The organism is Sporolactobacillus vineae DSM 21990 = SL153, assembly GCF_000377985.1.
GTDB classification, from domain to species: Bacteria; Bacillota; Bacilli; order Bacillales; family Sporolactobacillaceae; genus Sporolactobacillus; species Sporolactobacillus vineae.
In genome coordinates, this window is sequence record NZ_KB899048.1 from 21,054 (window position 1) to 36,862 (window position 15,809).

A 15,809-nucleotide genomic window follows, 5' to 3' on the forward strand; every position below is an offset into this window, starting at 1 on the left:
AGACTCTGCGTCGGGCAGACTCAATACAGAACCAGTACAATTAATATGCCGGTAAGCAGTCCGAGACTGCGCATCATCCGTTCGTTTGCCTTCTGACTGGCGGCAGCTTCCTCTTCTTCACGCTTCAGATGAGCCATGGCCAGACGAATATGCTTCTGCTGATTCAGGGTGTCTTCCTGTCCGAGTGTCTCTCCGAATTGCAGGATAATCTGTTTTTCAGACTGTCTCATTGCCGTATCCTGCCAGAACGCCTCTGATGCCTGAATCCAGGCCGTCCGAAGCGGTAATTGGCCGGCGCTCAGGCGCTTATACAGGTCTTTAAAGAAACGGGCGGCCGGCATCGGAAGCTGCCTGGATAACTGAGCAGCCAGATCCGTGACCGGCAGCTGGCCGTACAGGATCTCTGTTTCCATCAACTGCAAGGCAGACCGCCACTGGCGGATTTCTTTAGGGCGGTTTCGATAGGCTGCCGCCAGGAAAAAACCAGCATAAGCTGTGGTGAAAACGATGAGCAGAGCACCGGACAAGCGGATCATCGCCAGACCTCCTCTATTGTCGTCATGGTCCCGCCGAGCTCGTCCAGCACAGAAAAACGGCAGGCTCTTTTCCCTCTGGTCCGTGTCAGAACGACATAGCGTTCGAACAGATGAATGTTCAGCACTTTAAGAAAAGAAGGACGTTTTCTCAGTTCATCCAGGGAACCGGCATGGGCAGACGCCAGAACTGTGACTCCGGCGTTAAGTGCTTCAACGAGCGCATCCATATCTTCCCTGCCGCCGATCTCATCGACAGCCAGAACGCCGGGACTCATCGAACGGATCATCATCATCATTCCTTCAGCCTTGGGACAGGCATCCAGAACATCCGTCCTTGGACCGACATCATTTTGCGGCACACCGCCGACACAGCCGGCAATTTCCGAACGTTCATCAATGATCCCCGTTTTTTCCCCAGGAATACCCCTCTCCGGGAGTCCGTTGCTGATGAAGCGCGCGAGATCGCGGAGCAAAGTTGTTTTGCCGGTCTGCGGGGCGCCGATGAACAGCGTGCTGAGCCAGCGATGATCCTGATACAGGTAATCGATCAGGGGGCGCCCGGCACCGATCTTCTGGCGGGCAATCCGGACATTAAAGAAGGCAACATCACGAAGCCGGCGTACCCGGCCATTTTCCGTGATGACTCTGCCGGCCAGGCCGATCCGGTGTCCCCCGCGCACCGTAATATAACCGCGCCGCAGTTCTTCTTCCATGGTGTACAGGGAGTAGCCGCTTATCTTTTGCAGCATGGCCGCCGCATCATGCCGCGTGAAACGGCGCTGCTTTTTATCTGGATCGATCCAGAGACCGTCGGAGCAGATAATTTCAGGTATCTGACCGGTACGCAGCCTGATCTCTTCCAGATTGCGCCGCCTGTCTTCCGGCATCTGAATCACCGCCGATCGGACAAAATCCGGCAGCCATTCCAAAATTTGTTCGATCATGTACATCACCTGGCTGATTCACTATCGGTCCGGTTTCTCTCACGATTTTTCGGACGTTGTGTTTACTCAAATATATGCCGGCCTGTCCCTGATATGCATCGGTCTCGTTCAGCCGGCAGCGTTCCCGGAAGGAAAGAAGGCAAAATAAAAAGTGCCCGGCTGGCGGACACTGATGACTTTATTGAACATGTACTTTTCACAATTTGTTTATGCACGGGAAACATAAAGGCCGGAGCGTGTATCAATGACGAGCTTGTCTCCCTCATTGACGAAGAACGGCACCTGAACAACATATCCTGTCTCCAGAGTGGCCGGTTTCGAACCGCCGGACGCGGTGTCGCCCTTGATCCCCGGTTCTGTAGAAGCCACTTCCAGCACAACGGTATTCGGAAGTGCCACACCAATCGTTTCGCCCTTGTAAGACTGAACGTTAACCTCCATGTTTTCTTTCAGGAAGTTCAGCTGTTCCTTAATCTGGTCGGCGTCCAGATCCAGCTGCTCATAAGTTTCCGTATCCATGAACGTATACGTGGAACCGCTGGAATACAGATACTGCATCTTGCGGTTGTCAATATGCGCAGGGCTGACTTTTTCACCACCGCGGAATGTTTTTTCCTGAATGGCACCTGTTCTGAGGTTTCTCAGTTTGGAGCGGACAAATGCAGCTCCTTTACCTGGTTTAACATGCTGAAACTCAATGACGGAAAGAATGTCTCCGTCTACCTCAATGGTAAGTCCTGTTTTAAAATCATTGACCGAAATCATTGTCTTCCTCCTCTTCAGAATACGCCGCGCCGGGACGACCTGGAAAGAGGCTTACGGTAAGCCGTGAAATCCCTCCGCGCACAAAAACGAACCCTTCCAATCCCCCCGGACCGATATCCGGACTATCTATTGGAAGAGAGCGATTGTCGTCTCCCGGAACAAATGAAGCTCGCGAGTCCAAAATACTGTTCATAGTTTAACACAGCCCTACTCTTTTGAATAGTTCGCGGCAGCGGGTTTTTCATTCAGATCAAAAGCAATGGAATAACCGATGAAGAGTCCGTAAAGCATAAACAGGCAGAGCGTCGTCCAGAAGGTATTCCAGCCGAGACGAAAAAACACGGGCAGGCCGGGTAACCAGTGCTGAAGTCCGAGAAATACGGCCGCCCATAGCAGAATGCCATAGCCGATTCCGGTCCAGATCGTCTTGAACCGTGACAGGATGAGTTGAAACAGGAGCGCGACAATGACCGAGATCAGACAGATGACCGCAATTGCGATAAATTGCGTGAGCATCCGCTGATTGATTTTCCTCGGAATAAAAGGTGAAAACAGGAGCGAAGGACCAACCGATGAAAAATGGATCAGCTGACAGACCAGAGCGATCGATCCCCAGAAGAATCCGGCAAACAGTCCGATAACCGTTGTGCGGCCAACTGACTTGCCGAAAGATGGCTGCTTATTTTTTGCCGCCGCCGGCTTATTCTTTTTCATTTTTCTAGCCATCCACAACACCGACCCCGAACGGTTTTCTTTTCACAGGATGCCCGCCAATTGAAGAATCATGCATTGACCTGGCTGGAGTCCGGGCCCGGGCAATCATTTTACCATTTCAAGGCCGTCTTTCTAGAGATTTATCGCCATTTCAGTTAATATAGTCTATGTATAGGCTATTCGATAAACGTAACGAATCAATAATGAAGAATCGGGCTGATGATTTAATGGCAAAAATCCCTCTTTACTATGGCGGCCAGGCTGTCATCGAAGGCGTCATGATGGGTGGAAAGTATACAACAGTAACCGCTGTACGAAGGAACAACGGCTCCGTGACCTACTTCGAATGCAGGAAAAAACACTATCCTTCACTGCGCCTGCTCAAAAAGATCCCGATTCTGCGTGGTATCGTCGCCATTTTTGAAGCGAGTGCCATCGGAACACGTCATCTGAACTACGCATCTGAAGTTTTTGAACAGGACCCTTCAGACGATGCGGCAATCGCCGAGAGACCGGCGAAAGGGCTCAGCGCCTGGATCGGTCTCACGGCACTGGGCATCCTCTCTTTCCTGTTTGCCAAATTTGTCTTCACACTGGTTCCAGCCTGGGTGGCCAGCCTGTTTGAACCCTGGATCAGCGGAAGAACCGGTCAGGTCCTGCTCGAAGGGCTGTTCAAGGTCCTCTTGCTGGTTGGGTATATTTATGCGATCTCGCTGACACCGCTCATGAAAAGGCTGTTCCAATATCATGGCGCAGAGCATAAAGTGATCAATACCTTTGAAAGCGGCGAGGCACTGACGGTAGAAAACGTGCAGAAGCATTCCCGGTTCCACTATCGCTGCGGCTCAAGTTTCATTGTCTTCACCGCGCTGATCAGTGTGTTTCTCTACTTCTTTGTCCCGACGAATCCGCTCTGGCTGCGATTTGTCACGCGTATCCTGCTGATCCCGCTCGATCTCGGACTGGCTTTTGAAATTCTCAAATTCACCAATCGCGTCCGTCACATTCCTGTTCTCCGCTGGCTGGGGTATCCCGGGTTGTCAGTTCAGCTGCTGACCACCAAGGAACCGGACAGAGAACAGATTGAGATCGGGATCAGAGCATTTAAAAAAATGCGTGCTTCAGAAGATTCGATTGAGAGCGAACAACTTCCACAAGATCAGATTCTTTAATTCTTTAACGGAGGTGAGGTCCGTGAAGACGTTCTTTTATTCCCTGTTTTTCACGATCATTATCGTGCTTGGTATTTACGGCCTGCTAACAAGAGTTTTTACGAATCCAGCTGCCCTGTTTATTCAGTTGTTGATCATCGCACTGGTTGTTCTGATCGGACTCTTCCTCTTCAAAAAGCTGACCGGGGGAACAGGTAATTCGGATCAGATGCAGTACCGAAAAGCAGCCCGGCAGTCCAGAAAGCGCCATAAAATGCCGGCTTTTAACCGAAGACTGCACACGACCCATACCTCCAGATTAAAAGTTGTGTCCAGCGGAGGAAAGCTGCTTAAAGATCAGGGATTCTCCAGCCATAAAGAAAAAGCGCACAGCCACCTCACCGTGATTGAAGGAAAAAAGAATAAAAAAAGAAATCGCCTGCTGTTCTAAGCGATTTACCTTTGAGAAGGCCGATGTGAAATGCGGCCCTTTTCTTTTTTTCAGAACGACCATTTCTGGAGAAACCGTCTCGTCTCTTCGGCACCGATCCGGCACAGCCTTTTTCGCTCTGCAACGGAAATCTGCATATCCCGGGTTTCGACATGAGTGACGGGGATGGAAATAATGTTTGAATCCTTCAGCTTATCGGTTGTCCGTTCATCGTGTGCATTGTGCATCGCCGTAAATATTCCCCGGAATAATTCCGCTGCATTTTTAACATTTGTATAATTTTCTTCCTTTCCATCGACAATGCGCAGACCCAGGAACGGCCGTACCGGAAGGCCTTCTTCACGGTCAAAGATCCAGATCGGAAAATTACTGAGGATCCCGCCGTCGACGATCAGCGACCGTTTGCCGGTATCGTCGAACAGCGCTGCAGGTTCAAAGAAGAGCGGCAGTCCGGCACTCATCCGAACCGCCCTGGCAACAGAAAAGGTTTTCGGATCGACCCCGTAGTCAACCAGGTCATTGGGAAAGACAACCATCTTTCCCCTTGAAATATCCGAAGCAACGACTTTCAGGGCCCCGTCCGGCAAATCGGAAAAGGTCGAGACCCCCTTTTGCGCGAGCATCTCCGTCAGCCATTGTTCCAGTAAATCGCCGCGATACAGACCCATTTTGAAGTACATCCGCAACCATTTAATAAAAGGGAAGCGGTTCTGCGCCGAAGCATCCAGAAGCTTTTCCGTATCCATCTGACTGACCACCGTCTCCAGTTCTGACGGTGAATAGCCGGCCATCAATAATGCTGCAATCATCGAGCCGGCACTTGTCCCCGCTGCACGTTTAAACTGATAACCGGACTTTTCAAGCTGGCGAAGTGCTCCGGCGAAGGCAAATCCTTTGACCCCGCCCCCGGAAAACACGATATCAATCCACACTGGCCTCACTCCTCGGATCAAAATCCCTGAATCATGAAGGGAGCTTTACCGAAACTGCCTGTGTTCGATCATATGCCGGATCCTCTGCCGCTTATTCATGCCGCAAAAAAAGACCGGAGGCCTGATCCGATCTTCTGCCTTAACGGCACTGGTATCTATTCATCAAATTCTTCGCTTCGTTCTTTAATCTCCAGCAGCTGCTCCACACGTTTCGGGTCTTCTTCAAAATACTGGACCACATCGCCGATCCGGTCAATCGAATCCCAGCTCAGGTGATGCTCGATGCCTTCCACATCTTTATATACGTTGTCCTCTCCGACTCCGATCAGTTTCAGAAAGTCTTCCAGCAGCTCATGGCGATAGACAAGCCTTTTCCCCATTTTCTTGCCCTTTGCCGTCAGGATAAATCCCCGGTATTTCTCATAGATCAGATACTGATCCTTATCCAGTTTCTGAACCATTTTGGTCACTGATGACGAATGAACATCCAGCGCTTCCGCAATATCGGAAACCCGGGCGTACCCTTTATCCTGTATCAGCCAGTAAATCCGCTCGATGTAGTCTTCCATACTTGGCGTAGGCGACATCATGTCTCCCCCTAACAACACGTCCCTTAATCACTTTCTTCATGTTACACTAACCATCTGCAAAAAACAAGAAAGCCCGTTCCCCTCCTCTCTTTTGAAATAAGTGGTTCGTCACACGATCCTGTCCCTTCGCTTCCGGCTGTCTTTAAAAAATATCGAAGTGCCGCTATAATTATTAATGAAAAGTTTTGGGGGGAAAACAGTATGCTCAGTTGGGTGATTCTGATTGTCCTGGCAGCGGCGTATCTGGGCTATGCAATTACATCCAGACTCATGCTGCGCAGGTATCTTACGACATTAAGCGAGGCTGACTTTCGCGCCGGTGAAAGAAAGGCGCAGCTGATTGACGTGCGTGAACCGAATGAATTTAAGAACGGTCATATTCTGGGGGCCAGAAATATTCCCCTTGAACAGCTGAAAATGAGGAAGCAGGAGCTTCGTCATGACATGAAGATTTATCTCTATGACTCGAACGGTTCCCGCAGTGCCCGAGCCGCCGCAACGCTGAAGCGCCTGGGATACCGCAATCTGTTCGATCTGCAGGGCGGATTCAAAAAATGGAACGGCAGAGTAAAAAAAGGTATTTGACCGGTTTGCTGAAAAAAGCGCGTCCCCGATTGATCTTCGGGTGACGCGCTTTTTATGATATCACGGCCGGTTCCGACGCGAACGCCGCGAATCGCCGCTTATTTTTTAAAGCGAAGTACAGGGTGACGTGCTGCGCGGGTTTCATCCAGCCGTGCGACAACCGTCGTGTGCGGTGCACTTTGAACCGTCTTCGGATCATCTTCTGCTTCATGGCTGATCGTAATCAGGTGTTCTGCGAACGCATCCAGTGTTTCCTTAGACTCGGTTTCAGTCGGTTCGATCATCATCGCCTCATCTACAATCAATGGAAAATAAATAGTCGGCGGATAGTAGCCGAAATCGAGCAGGCGCTTTGCCATATCCAGCGTACGGACACCCAGTGCCTTCTGACGGCTTCCCGACAGGACAAACTCATGCTTGCAGAACTGACTGAACGGCATCTCAAAATCTTCGGAAAGCTTCTTTTTCAGATAATTCGCGTTCAGCACAGCATCCCGGGATACCTGCCGAAGCCCTTCCGGACCCATTGTCCGGATATAGGCATAGGCACGGACATTGATGCCGAAGTTCCCGAAAAACGCCTTAACCCTGCCGATCGACTGCGGACGGTCGTCGTCCAGACCATAGCTTCCATCCGGGTGCCGGATGATCAATGGTTTGGGAAGAAACGGGGCCAGTTCCTTTTTCACACCGACAGGGCCGGATCCAGGTCCGCCGCCGCCGTGCGGTCCGGTAAATGTTTTATGGAGATTGAGATGGACAACGTCGTAGCCCATGTCGCCAGGGCGGGTCAGTCCCATGATCGCGTTCATATTGGCGCCGTCATAATACACTTTTCCGCCGGCCGCATGGACAATCTCGGCAATTTCCTGAATATGTGTTTCAAACAGACCCAGTGTATTCGGATTCGTCAGCATCAGGGCGGCTGTCTGATCATCCGCGACCCGCTTCAAATCCTCCAGATCCACCAGTCCGTTCGCATCGGATTTGACGGTCACCGTATCAAATCCGGCAACAGAAGCAGAGGCAGGATTCGTGCCGTGCGCCGTATCCGGGATAATGACCTTGGTTCGACGGATATCCTTCCGGGCTCCATGGAACGCTTTAATGATTCTCAGACCGGTCCACTCGCCATGCGCACCGGCTGCAGGCTGAAGCGTCATCGCGTCCATTCCGGTGATCGCCTCAAGGTTGGTCTGCAGCCTGTATAACAGTTCCAGTGCACCCTGAACCGTTTGCTCATCCTGCAGCGGGTGAATCGCATTGAATCCTGAAAGACGGGCTACTTTCTCATTGACTTTCGGATTATATTTCATCGTACACGAACCGAGCGGATAGAATCCATTGTCAACACCGAAATTTCGGCGGGATAAGGCCGTATAGTGTCGGACGAGCTGCAGTTCAGAAACTTCCGGAAAGTCCGGTTCATCCTGCCGCAGATAATCTGCCGGGATCCACTCGCCGACCGGCGTTTCCGGAACATCCAGTGCCGGCAGACTGTACGCCGTGCGTCCCTTTCTGGATTGTTCGAAAATCAGCGGCTGATTCTTTTCAGCGGGCATCGACAATCACCTCCAGAGCGTGAACAAACTGATCAATTTCGTCTTTCGTGCGCATCTCGGTCACAGCGATCAGCATTCTTCCGGCCATTTCCGGAACCCTTCTGCCCAGGTCGAATCCGCCGATAAAGCCCTGCCGCATCAGCTTTTCATTCACCGATGATGCAGACTGACCGAGATCGATCACAAACTCGTTAAAAAAGCTGTCTTCATAAAGCACTGTGAACCCCTTCTGCCGCAGCTGACCGGCTGCATAGTGGGCCTTCTGAATGTTCTGGGCTGCGAGTTCCCGGATGCCCTGTTTGCCGAAAGCCACCATCGCCACTGAGGAAGCCAGTGCATTAAGTGCCTGGTTCGAACAGATGTTGGACGTCGCCTTATCCCGGCGAATGTGCTGCTCGCGGGCTTGCAGTGTCAGAACATATCCGCGCTGGCCTTGCTCGTCGACGGTTTCTCCGACCAGCCGCCCGGGGATTTTATGAATCAGATTCTTTTTTACAGCAAAATAGCCGCAGTGGGGGCCGCCGAACGATTCCGTGATGCCGAGCGGCTGACAATCACCGACCACAATATCTGCGTCAAAAGCACCCGGGGGTGTCAGAATGCCAAGTGCCAGCGGATCTGAGGACACGACGAATTTTACACCTTTATGTTGATGAACAGCTTCCTCAATGTCCCTGAGACGTTCAATCTGTCCATAAAAATTGGGATACTGGACAATGACGCAGGCTGTGTCTGCATCAATCTCCCGGTTGAGACGCGTCACATCCGTTACCCCGTCAGCAGACGGAATGGTAACCACCTTTAATTTTCTTCCCTCTGCATAAGTATGTAATACCTCGCGATACTGCGGATGCACCGTTTCTGAAACAATGATTTTCTTCCGGCGTGTACTGCCGGCTGAGAGCAGTGCCGCCTCAGCCAGCGCCGTCGACCCGTCGTACATCGAAGAATTGGCTGCATCCATGCCGGTCAGTTCACAGATCAGCGTCTGAAATTCGAAAATGGCCTGCAGTTCGCCCTGTGAGACTTCCGCCTGATACGGTGTATACGCTGTGTAAAATTCGCCGCGCGAGATCACACTGTCGACTACTGACGGAATGTAGTGATCATAGACGCCGGCTCCGAGAAATGACGGATACTGTTCTGTCGTCCTGTTCTTCAGGGCCAGTCCAGAGAGCAGCCGGATCAGTTCCGGCTCCGACAGCGCTTTTTCCACATTTAAAGTACCGTGAAAGCGAATTTTCTCCGGGACATCGGTATACAGTTCGTCTTCATCGGCAATGCCGATTTCATCGAGCATCGCCTTCCTGTCTTCATCCGTTGCCGGCAGGTAACGAAATCCTGTCATGAATCTTCTTCCCCCTCAGCTTCTTTTGTAAAATGGCGTTCTGACAACCTGAGCCTGTTTCTGCTTGCCGCGAACATCTATTTCAACGACTGTGCCGATCGACGTGTAAGCCGCATCGATCAGTGCCAGACCGAGATTTTTCCCCAGTGTCGGTGATTGTGTGCCCGATGTGATCTCCCCGATTCTGACTCCGCCGGCATAGACCGGATAATGAGCACGCGGGATTGCCCGGTCAAGCATCTCAATACCGACAGACTTGCGCGACAGGCCGTTTTTCTTCTGACCGGCCAGTGCCTCCCTGCCGATAAAATCAGCCTTCTTTCCGGTTTTCACGGCAAAGCCGATACCCGCTTCCAGCGGCGAGATCGACGCACTCAGCTCCTGCCCATATAAAGGCAGGCGGGCCTCAAAGCGCAGTGTATCACGGGCACCCAGCCCGCACGGCAGAAGCCCGTCATCCTTCCCTGCTTCCAGTAAAGCCGACCAGAGCGATGCCGCATGATTCCATGGGCAGTAAATTTCAAAACCATCCTCACCCGTATACCCGGTACGCGAAAGCAGGACATCGGTCCCCGCTACCGGTACATTTTGTCTGAACTTAAAGTGAGGCAGGGCCGACGGATCAAATGCGGTTAATTTCTGCAGAATGCCTGCCGCACGCGGCCCCTGAAGTGCAAGCAGGGCAATATTTTCAGATTCATTGGTCAGTTCCGCCTGACCGTCGAGGTGCCTGGTCAGCCAGTCGAAGTCCTTGTCAATATTTGCTGCATTCACGACCAGCATGAAATTGGTCGCCGTCAGTCGATAGATCATCAGGTCATCGACCGTGCCGCCGTTCTCATAGCACATGGCTGTATACATGGCATCGCCAGGTTCTGTGCGCGAAACGTCGTTGGTCACCATCCTCTGCAAAAAAGATTCGGCATTTTTCCCTTCAAGGTAAAATTCACCCATGTGGGATACATCGAAAAGACCGGCAGCGGTCCGCACAGCCTGGTGCTCCTGCTTGATTCCGGAGATCTGTACAGGCAGCAGGTAGCCGCCGAAATCAATCAGCTTAGCACCCATCTTTTGATACGTATCGTAAAGCGGTGTTGTTTTCATTTCCGGCATCTCTTAAGTAACCTCCCCGGTTGTTCGTTCCATTCTTTAAGAAAAAAAGCAAAAAAGGACAGGGGAAAACAAGATTGTGTTTTCCCCTGTCCTTAAACCTGAAAGTTTATCACTTCACAGATGAAGCGGTATCCCCTTTGGTGGCTGCATAAGCACTCTCCAGAGGTGCGTCTGTCACAGGTCTCTTTTGCCTGAGAGATTCGCTTTCGTTTGCTCCTTCGGCGTCGCATCGCTGCGCCCTCTCCCCGGGACATCATCCGCAAAATATTCAGCTGGTTTACCTGTAAGCATTTTGGCTCATACTAACTATTATTATCCTACATGCTCGCATCGCTAAAAGCAATGACTAGTTCACAAAATATTAACATTTAAGGTGCTAATTTATGGAACCGATAATTCAGTTTGACCGTTCATGGCAGAACGATTTTTTAAAAAAAATTGACGATGACGGTCCCTGGGCTAATCCGGAGCTCTTTGAGCTCGCTTATCAGGCTGAGAAGGAGAGCATGATCCCCTCCTTTCAAGGTCTGGTGGCTCCGGGAATGCTCCCGGCATTGAACCTGCATCCTCATCAGATTGAAACAGCCCGCCAGGTCATCGAAAAAATGCATGGTAAAGCGATCTTAGCCGATGAGGTCGGGCTCGGCAAAACGATCGAGGCCGGACTTGTTATTAAGGAGTATATGCTCCGTGGGCTTGTCCGGAAAGTCCTGATTCTTGTTCCGGCGTCGCTCGTCCTTCAGTGGGTAGCCGAACTGAACCGTAAATTCTCCATTCCTGCCGTCCCTCAGCGCAAAACCTATGTCTGGGACGCCTGCGATATCGTCGTTTCATCGATCGATACAGCCAAGCGGGAACCGCACCGCAGTCTCGTTCTGAAACAGGACTATGATCTGATCGTGATCGACGAAGCCCATAAACTGAAGAATCAGCAAACCCGGAATTATCAGTTCGTCCGCGAGCTCAGGAAGAAGTTCTGTCTGCTCCTGACGGCAACGCCGATTCAGAATCGGCTGGATGAAATCTTCTATCTCGTTTCAATTCTGAAACCGGGATTTCTAGGAAACGAGGCACAATTTTCACGAACCTTCAAGTCCGGGAACCGCTCCGTGAAAAATGAAGATCGGCTTAAGCAGCTCGTCGATCAGGTGATGGTCCGCAACCGGCGCTCAGATACGGGTATGGACTGGCCAAAGCGAATTGTTGCTTCGATTCCAGTTCAATTTTCAGCCGAGGAACGGACTTTTTATCAGTCGCTTGATCTGCTGAAGCAGGCCGGACTGGTCGACGGATTTACCCTTCTCACCGTGAAACGTGAGGCATGCAGCAGCCGGGAAGCGGCTTACGTGACCTTGAACAAGAGATACCGGAAGTCGGCGAATCCGGAAAACCAGCAACTCTGGAACACTGTTTTTCAGAAACTCAATACGGTCCGGAGCAATGCCAAGGCGGAGAAGGCACTGGAACTGATCCGGAAAATTGACGACAAGGTCATCATTTTTACAGAATACCGCGCGACCCAGCTTTACCTCCAGTGGTACCTGAAACAGTACGGCATCAGTTCTGTCCCCTACAGCGGCGGATTCAGGCGGGGGAAAAAAGACTGGATGCGCAGCTTGTTTGAAAACAGAGTTCAGGTATTGATCGCCACCGAAGCCGGCGGTGAAGGGATCAACCTCCAGTTTGCCAGCCACCTGATCAATTATGATCTGCCCTGGAATCCGATGCGGGTGGAGCAGCGGATCGGACGCATCCACCGTCTGGGGCAGAAGGAGGATGTGCACATTTATAATTTTGCCGTTCAGGATACTGTAGAAAACCATATTCTCGATCTTCTTTACAATAAGATCGACTTGTTTGAACAGGTGGTCGGCGAACTGGACGAGATTCTGGCCCGGATCAATCTGAAAGACCTGGACCACCAGGTCAGCCGGATTTTTGAAGAATCCGATTCTGAAGGTGAACTGCGGATAAAACTGGACAATCTGAGCAGTGTCATCAATTCGGAAAAGAACACACTCGCGGCGGAGGATGGGTTCCATGCAGCAAACTGATCTGATTCGCTATTTAACGCGTTTTTTTAAGGCAACCGGGTGCACGGTATTGCCGGCCTCGCATCAGGGGCAAATCCGGGTCCGCTTGACAGAGAAAATGGATCAGCTCCTGATGAACCGGCCGTTTTACTGGCATTATATCCATCAGACCGGCGGTACTCCGGAAACCGCCACCCTGGTTCTAAATACGGATCTGACCATTGCCGAGGGAGAACCCATTTATCCCGGATCGCCCAGACTCCACCAGATTTTTAAGGCAGCCAGGCAACTGGCGATGTTTATCCGAATGTATCAGAAGATTCCGGAGCAGGCGGACCGCGCGCTGGAACCATGGATCGAACTGAACGTGAAAATCAGCGATCGATGCGATCTGAAGCGTGACCGGATGGCATCGATCGGCCTGCAGCTGATCAATGGTACCCTGATCGAAGGGTTCCATCAAGTGCTGAACAAACTGGAACTTTCCTCCAGGATGCCGGATTATTGTTACACACTAACGCCGCTGATAACGGTCCGCAGCGGCCTGATACGGATTGAAAAGCTGATTGAAAAAGAGCTGAGAGGCGAATCTGCCGAATGGGCCGATGAAGCAGAATACCGCTGGAACCAGGATCAGCGGCTTCTGGATTTATTCTATGAGCACGAGACGGAAATGCCTGACGTCTATACACAGGAATGCGAAACACTCAAAGAGCTGTACCAGCCGCGAACAACTGTCAGACTGGTCAATGCCGGTTTATACTATCTTCGGTCGGAGACCTTCCTTCCAGACCGAATCATAAGCCGTTAATCATCTGGAAAACCGGCAGAAGTACGGAAGCAAAGAGTCCAAGCACCAGTCCGCCGATGACAAGTAGGAGCGCCGGCTGACAGAATAACAAGAGCGTCTGCATCCGCTGTTCCATCTTTTCCATCACCTTGGCACTGTAAGTCGATAAGGAAGGACCCAGCATACTGTTCAGCTGGCCGTGATGGATCACTGCGGCGAGTTCCGGCAGATACCATCGTGAAGTGCGAACGGCTGCCTCCAGCCGTTCGCCGTGAAGCAGCAACCGACGGAGACGCACTGCTTCATATTTTAGAAACGGCGTCGTGCCTTTCTCTGACAAGCTGTCCATGGCCTGCCTGACGGAGAGGCCGGACCGGAGCAGACTTCCAAGATAAAATGAAAAATGATGGGTCAGATAGTAGCGGACATAGCGGCCTGCACCGGGAAGACGCAGAAGTAAACCGATTTGTCTACTGACCGGTAATCGCCTGAAATTTTTAACAGCCAGAACAAAGCAAAGACAGCCTGCCAGCATCAGAGAAATCAGCAGGTAAATATGACTGCTGAACAGGATCAATATCCGCGTGATCAACGGCAGCCGGATCGACAGCGATTCATACAATCTGATAAAACTCGGCAACAGGTATCGGCCGATGACAAAGACCATCAGGCAAAGCAGCCAGATCAGCAGAACCGGATAACGCAGCAGACGGATCAGTTTCTCATGATCCTCTTCCCGCCGCTGCATCATCTGTCCGCTCTCTTTCAGCCCTTCTGCCAGTTTTCCTGCGGATTCTGCAAAATAGACTGAACTGCAGACTTCACCGGGAAAGCCGCTTTCGCTCAGTGTTTCGTAGAAGTAATTTCCTTCCTTAAGGAGATTCAGCATCGCATCAAGTTTTCTACGGACAGACGGGGACTGATTGTACCGCTGCATCTGTATGGCAAGAAGAAGCGGATAGCCATCGGCAATACACTCGCCAAGATGAACGAGAAAGAGGGCGCGTTCTTTTTTAGTCCAGTCTTTTTTGAAGATCAAGCTCGGTGCGACCTCCCTTCGGACCCTCGGCGGAAATCCAGCCGGAAGCAATCCCCTCTTCAAGGTAGTCGTCAAAAGTTTTATAGTCCGGACGCTTTTCCCTTGCCGTCAGGATATCGTAAAGCGGTTTTCCTGCAAGAATCTCGAAGATACCTGTCCGCGCCGCATGACGGCGGTGCTCACAGTCAGGTGCACAGACATCGCCGCACACCGGACAGCGGACATTTACCAGTCTTTCCGAAATGACCCCGACCAGCGTTTCTTTAAGATCAAAACGCGGAATACCCAGTTCGATCAGCCTCTGAATCGTTCCCGGAGCGTTAAATGCATGTACGGTTGACAGAACAAGATGCCCGGTCAACGACGCGCGAATGGCGATTTTCGCGGTTTCCTCATCACGGATTTCGCCGACCATGACGATATCCGGGTCAGATCTTAATATGGCTTTAAACCCGTCGGCATACGTGAAGTTCGCCTTTTCGTTAATTTCCAGCTGAACAAATGCATCATGCTTCTTTTCAATCGGGTCCTCGAGTGTGATCACGCGGGCATGATACTGCTTTTCCAAAGCGGAGAGCAGCGTATATAGTGTGGTTGTTTTCCCTGAACCTGTCGGCCCGGAGATGACGATCAGCCCGCTTTCATAATGCAGCAGACGTTCCAGGCCATTGACCGCTTCATCAAACAGAGACAGATCGGATATCAGAAAAGTTTTGTTCCGGGGCAATAAACGGATTACCATACTTTCGCGTCCGGAAGCGGGGAGTGTGGACAGACGCAGGGAGAGAGACTCATTGCTGACCTGAACTTGCATGGACCCGCTCTGGGGAAGCCGGCGCTCGCCGATGTCCATGCCTGAATAAAATTTGAAATGATTGATGATGCGTTCCGCCTCAGACGGATCCATCACTGTCATTTGCTGAAGATAGCCATGCACGCGCAGTTCAATCAGCGTGTCCTTGAAACGGGGGATAAAGTGGATATCCGATGCATCGGCAGCCGCAGCGTGCTCAATGATTTTTCTGCTGCGCCATTCGATCGGATCTGGCGGTGTTGTCAAACTTTCACCTTCTTTTTGGCAAATTGAAAAAATGAAGGCTGAAAAGTCCTGGCCGGTTGCCAACTGATTCGTTTCATCTTCTCATCGCGCACAGTTGGTCCGCTTTTCGTGCCATTTATATAGAATTCGCTTCTCATCGACAGAATCCTTCAGAAAATAAAAAAAAGCAATAATAAAAAAACGGATCCGTGTCTGA

Annotated in this window: 16 protein-coding genes and 1 riboswitch; of the genes, 5 read left to right on the forward strand and 11 right to left on the reverse strand. The window is 51.2% G+C overall.

Annotation, left to right across the window (positions count from 1 at the left end):
- Nucleotides 1-20: 20 nt before the first annotated feature.
- The 4 genes from spoIIIAB to D889_RS0109775 form a co-directional block, all read right to left on the reverse strand.
- Nucleotides 21-536 carry a stage III sporulation protein SpoIIIAB gene (gene spoIIIAB / locus D889_RS0109755; RefSeq protein WP_010631981.1) on the reverse strand — a complete coding sequence of 172 codons (516 nt, stop codon included), beginning with the start codon at nucleotides 534-536 and terminating at the stop codon, nucleotides 21-23.
- Entirely contained in the window at nucleotides 533-1,480 is a 948-nt protein-coding gene (gene spoIIIAA, locus D889_RS14950) for a stage III sporulation protein AA (protein WP_010631982.1), read from the reverse strand. The genes spoIIIAB and spoIIIAA overlap by 4 nt, the downstream gene beginning before the upstream one ends.
- 207 nt (nucleotides 1,481-1,687) lie before the next feature.
- Nucleotides 1,688-2,245 carry an elongation factor P gene (gene efp / locus D889_RS0109770; protein ID WP_010631983.1) on the reverse strand — a complete coding sequence of 186 codons (558 nt, stop codon included), beginning with the start codon at nucleotides 2,243-2,245 and terminating at the stop codon, nucleotides 1,688-1,690.
- 207 nt (nucleotides 2,246-2,452) lie between these two features.
- Nucleotides 2,453-2,959, reverse strand: coding sequence for a YqhR family membrane protein (locus D889_RS0109775; protein ID WP_010631984.1), 507 nt, complete (start codon nucleotides 2,957-2,959; stop codon nucleotides 2,453-2,455).
- A 227-nt stretch (nucleotides 2,960-3,186) separates the two neighbouring features.
- Here D889_RS0109775 and D889_RS0109780 point away from each other — a divergent pair, with 227 nt between their 5' ends.
- On the forward strand, nucleotides 3,187-4,131 hold the full coding sequence (locus D889_RS0109780; protein ID WP_010631985.1) for a DUF1385 domain-containing protein: 945 nt from the start codon (nucleotides 3,187-3,189) through the stop codon (nucleotides 4,129-4,131).
- Nucleotides 4,132-4,153: 22 nt separating this feature from the next.
- Nucleotides 4,154-4,561 carry an SA1362 family protein gene (locus D889_RS0109785; protein WP_010631986.1) on the forward strand — a complete coding sequence of 136 codons (408 nt, stop codon included), beginning with the start codon at nucleotides 4,154-4,156 and terminating at the stop codon, nucleotides 4,559-4,561.
- Nucleotides 4,562-4,611: 50 nt separating this feature from the next.
- On the opposite strand, the gene D889_RS0109790 is transcribed toward D889_RS0109785, so the two are convergent.
- Nucleotides 4,612-5,493: a patatin-like phospholipase family protein gene (locus tag D889_RS0109790; protein WP_010631987.1), complete on the reverse strand. Its 882-nt coding sequence runs from the start codon at nucleotides 5,491-5,493 to the stop codon at nucleotides 4,612-4,614.
- A 155-nt stretch (nucleotides 5,494-5,648) separates the two neighbouring features.
- Nucleotides 5,649-6,080, reverse strand: coding sequence for a transcriptional regulator MntR (mntR, locus tag D889_RS0109795; RefSeq protein WP_010631988.1), 432 nt, complete (start codon nucleotides 6,078-6,080; stop codon nucleotides 5,649-5,651).
- Between the two features lie 204 nt (nucleotides 6,081-6,284).
- On the opposite strand from mntR, the gene D889_RS0109800 reads away from it, so the two are divergent.
- Nucleotides 6,285-6,668: a rhodanese-like domain-containing protein gene (locus tag D889_RS0109800; RefSeq protein WP_010631989.1), complete on the forward strand. Its 384-nt coding sequence runs from the start codon at nucleotides 6,285-6,287 to the stop codon at nucleotides 6,666-6,668.
- A 98-nt stretch (nucleotides 6,669-6,766) separates the two neighbouring features.
- Here the strand turns inward: D889_RS0109800 and gcvPB are convergent, their stop codons facing one another.
- Genes gcvPB through gcvT form a run of 3 tightly spaced genes read right to left on the reverse strand, consistent with a single transcriptional unit; the run spans nucleotide 6,767 to nucleotide 10,691 of the window.
- Complete coding sequence (gene gcvPB / locus D889_RS0109805; RefSeq protein WP_010631990.1) at nucleotides 6,767-8,230, reverse strand: aminomethyl-transferring glycine dehydrogenase subunit GcvPB; 1,464 nt, start codon at nucleotides 8,228-8,230, stop codon at nucleotides 6,767-6,769.
- Nucleotides 8,220-9,578: an aminomethyl-transferring glycine dehydrogenase subunit GcvPA gene (gene gcvPA, locus D889_RS0109810; RefSeq protein WP_010631991.1), complete on the reverse strand. Its 1,359-nt coding sequence runs from the start codon at nucleotides 9,576-9,578 to the stop codon at nucleotides 8,220-8,222. Before gcvPA ends, gcvPB begins: the two co-directional genes overlap by 11 nt.
- 15 nt (nucleotides 9,579-9,593) lie before the next feature.
- Nucleotides 9,594-10,691 (reverse strand): glycine cleavage system aminomethyltransferase GcvT, encoded by a 1,098-nt coding sequence (gene gcvT, locus D889_RS0109815; protein ID WP_010631992.1) that lies wholly within the window; start codon nucleotides 10,689-10,691, stop codon nucleotides 9,594-9,596.
- 168 nt (nucleotides 10,692-10,859) lie between these two features.
- A riboswitch (glycine riboswitch) is annotated at nucleotides 10,860-10,948 on the reverse strand.
- 126 nt (nucleotides 10,949-11,074) lie between these two features.
- Between gcvT and D889_RS0109820 the strand changes: the two genes are divergently transcribed.
- Complete coding sequence (locus D889_RS0109820; RefSeq protein ID WP_010631993.1) at nucleotides 11,075-12,745, forward strand: DEAD/DEAH box helicase; 1,671 nt, start codon at nucleotides 11,075-11,077, stop codon at nucleotides 12,743-12,745.
- Nucleotides 12,732-13,535 carry a YqhG family protein gene (locus tag D889_RS0109825; RefSeq protein ID WP_010631994.1) on the forward strand — a complete coding sequence of 268 codons (804 nt, stop codon included), beginning with the start codon at nucleotides 12,732-12,734 and terminating at the stop codon, nucleotides 13,533-13,535. The genes D889_RS0109820 and D889_RS0109825 overlap by 14 nt, the downstream gene beginning before the upstream one ends.
- Here D889_RS0109825 and comGB read toward each other — a convergent pair.
- On the reverse strand, nucleotides 13,522-14,553 hold the full coding sequence (gene comGB, locus D889_RS0109830; protein ID WP_010631995.1) for a competence type IV pilus assembly protein ComGB: 1,032 nt from the start codon (nucleotides 14,551-14,553) through the stop codon (nucleotides 13,522-13,524). The two genes, D889_RS0109825 and comGB, sit on opposite strands and share 14 nt — an antisense overlap.
- A complete protein-coding gene (gene comGA, locus D889_RS0109835) occupies nucleotides 14,528-15,613 on the reverse strand; it encodes a competence type IV pilus ATPase ComGA (protein WP_010631996.1) in 1,086 nt (361 codons plus the stop codon). Before comGA ends, comGB begins: the two co-directional genes overlap by 26 nt.
- Between the last annotated feature and the right edge of the window lie 196 nt (nucleotides 15,614-15,809).

Excerpts from the sequence above, each read along its gene's own strand:
- spoIIIAB (WP_010631981.1), bottom strand. The coding sequence starts at position 536 with ATGATCCGCTTGTCCGGTGCTCTGCTCATCGTTTTCACCACAGCTTAT.
- spoIIIAA (WP_010631982.1), bottom strand. The coding sequence starts at position 1,480 with ATGATCGAACAAATTTTGGAATGGCTGCCGGATTTTGTCCGATCGGCG.
- efp (WP_010631983.1), bottom strand. The coding sequence starts at position 2,245 with ATGATTTCGGTCAATGATTTTAAAACAGGACTTACCATTGAGGTAGAC.
- D889_RS0109775 (WP_010631984.1), bottom strand. The coding sequence starts at position 2,959 with ATGAAAAAGAATAAGCCGGCGGCGGCAAAAAATAAGCAGCCATCTTTC.
- D889_RS0109780 (WP_010631985.1), top strand. The coding sequence starts at position 3,187 with ATGGCAAAAATCCCTCTTTACTATGGCGGCCAGGCTGTCATCGAAGGC.
- mntR (WP_010631988.1), bottom strand. The coding sequence starts at position 6,080 with ATGTCGCCTACGCCAAGTATGGAAGACTACATCGAGCGGATTTACTGG.
- D889_RS0109800 (WP_010631989.1), top strand. The coding sequence starts at position 6,285 with ATGCTCAGTTGGGTGATTCTGATTGTCCTGGCAGCGGCGTATCTGGGC.
- gcvPB (WP_010631990.1), bottom strand. The coding sequence starts at position 8,230 with ATGCCCGCTGAAAAGAATCAGCCGCTGATTTTCGAACAATCCAGAAAG.
- gcvPA (WP_010631991.1), bottom strand. The coding sequence starts at position 9,578 with ATGACAGGATTTCGTTACCTGCCGGCAACGGATGAAGACAGGAAGGCG.
- gcvT (WP_010631992.1), bottom strand. The coding sequence starts at position 10,691 with ATGCCGGAAATGAAAACAACACCGCTTTACGATACGTATCAAAAGATG.
- D889_RS0109820 (WP_010631993.1), top strand. The coding sequence starts at position 11,075 with ATGGAACCGATAATTCAGTTTGACCGTTCATGGCAGAACGATTTTTTA.
- D889_RS0109825 (WP_010631994.1), top strand. The coding sequence starts at position 12,732 with ATGCAGCAAACTGATCTGATTCGCTATTTAACGCGTTTTTTTAAGGCA.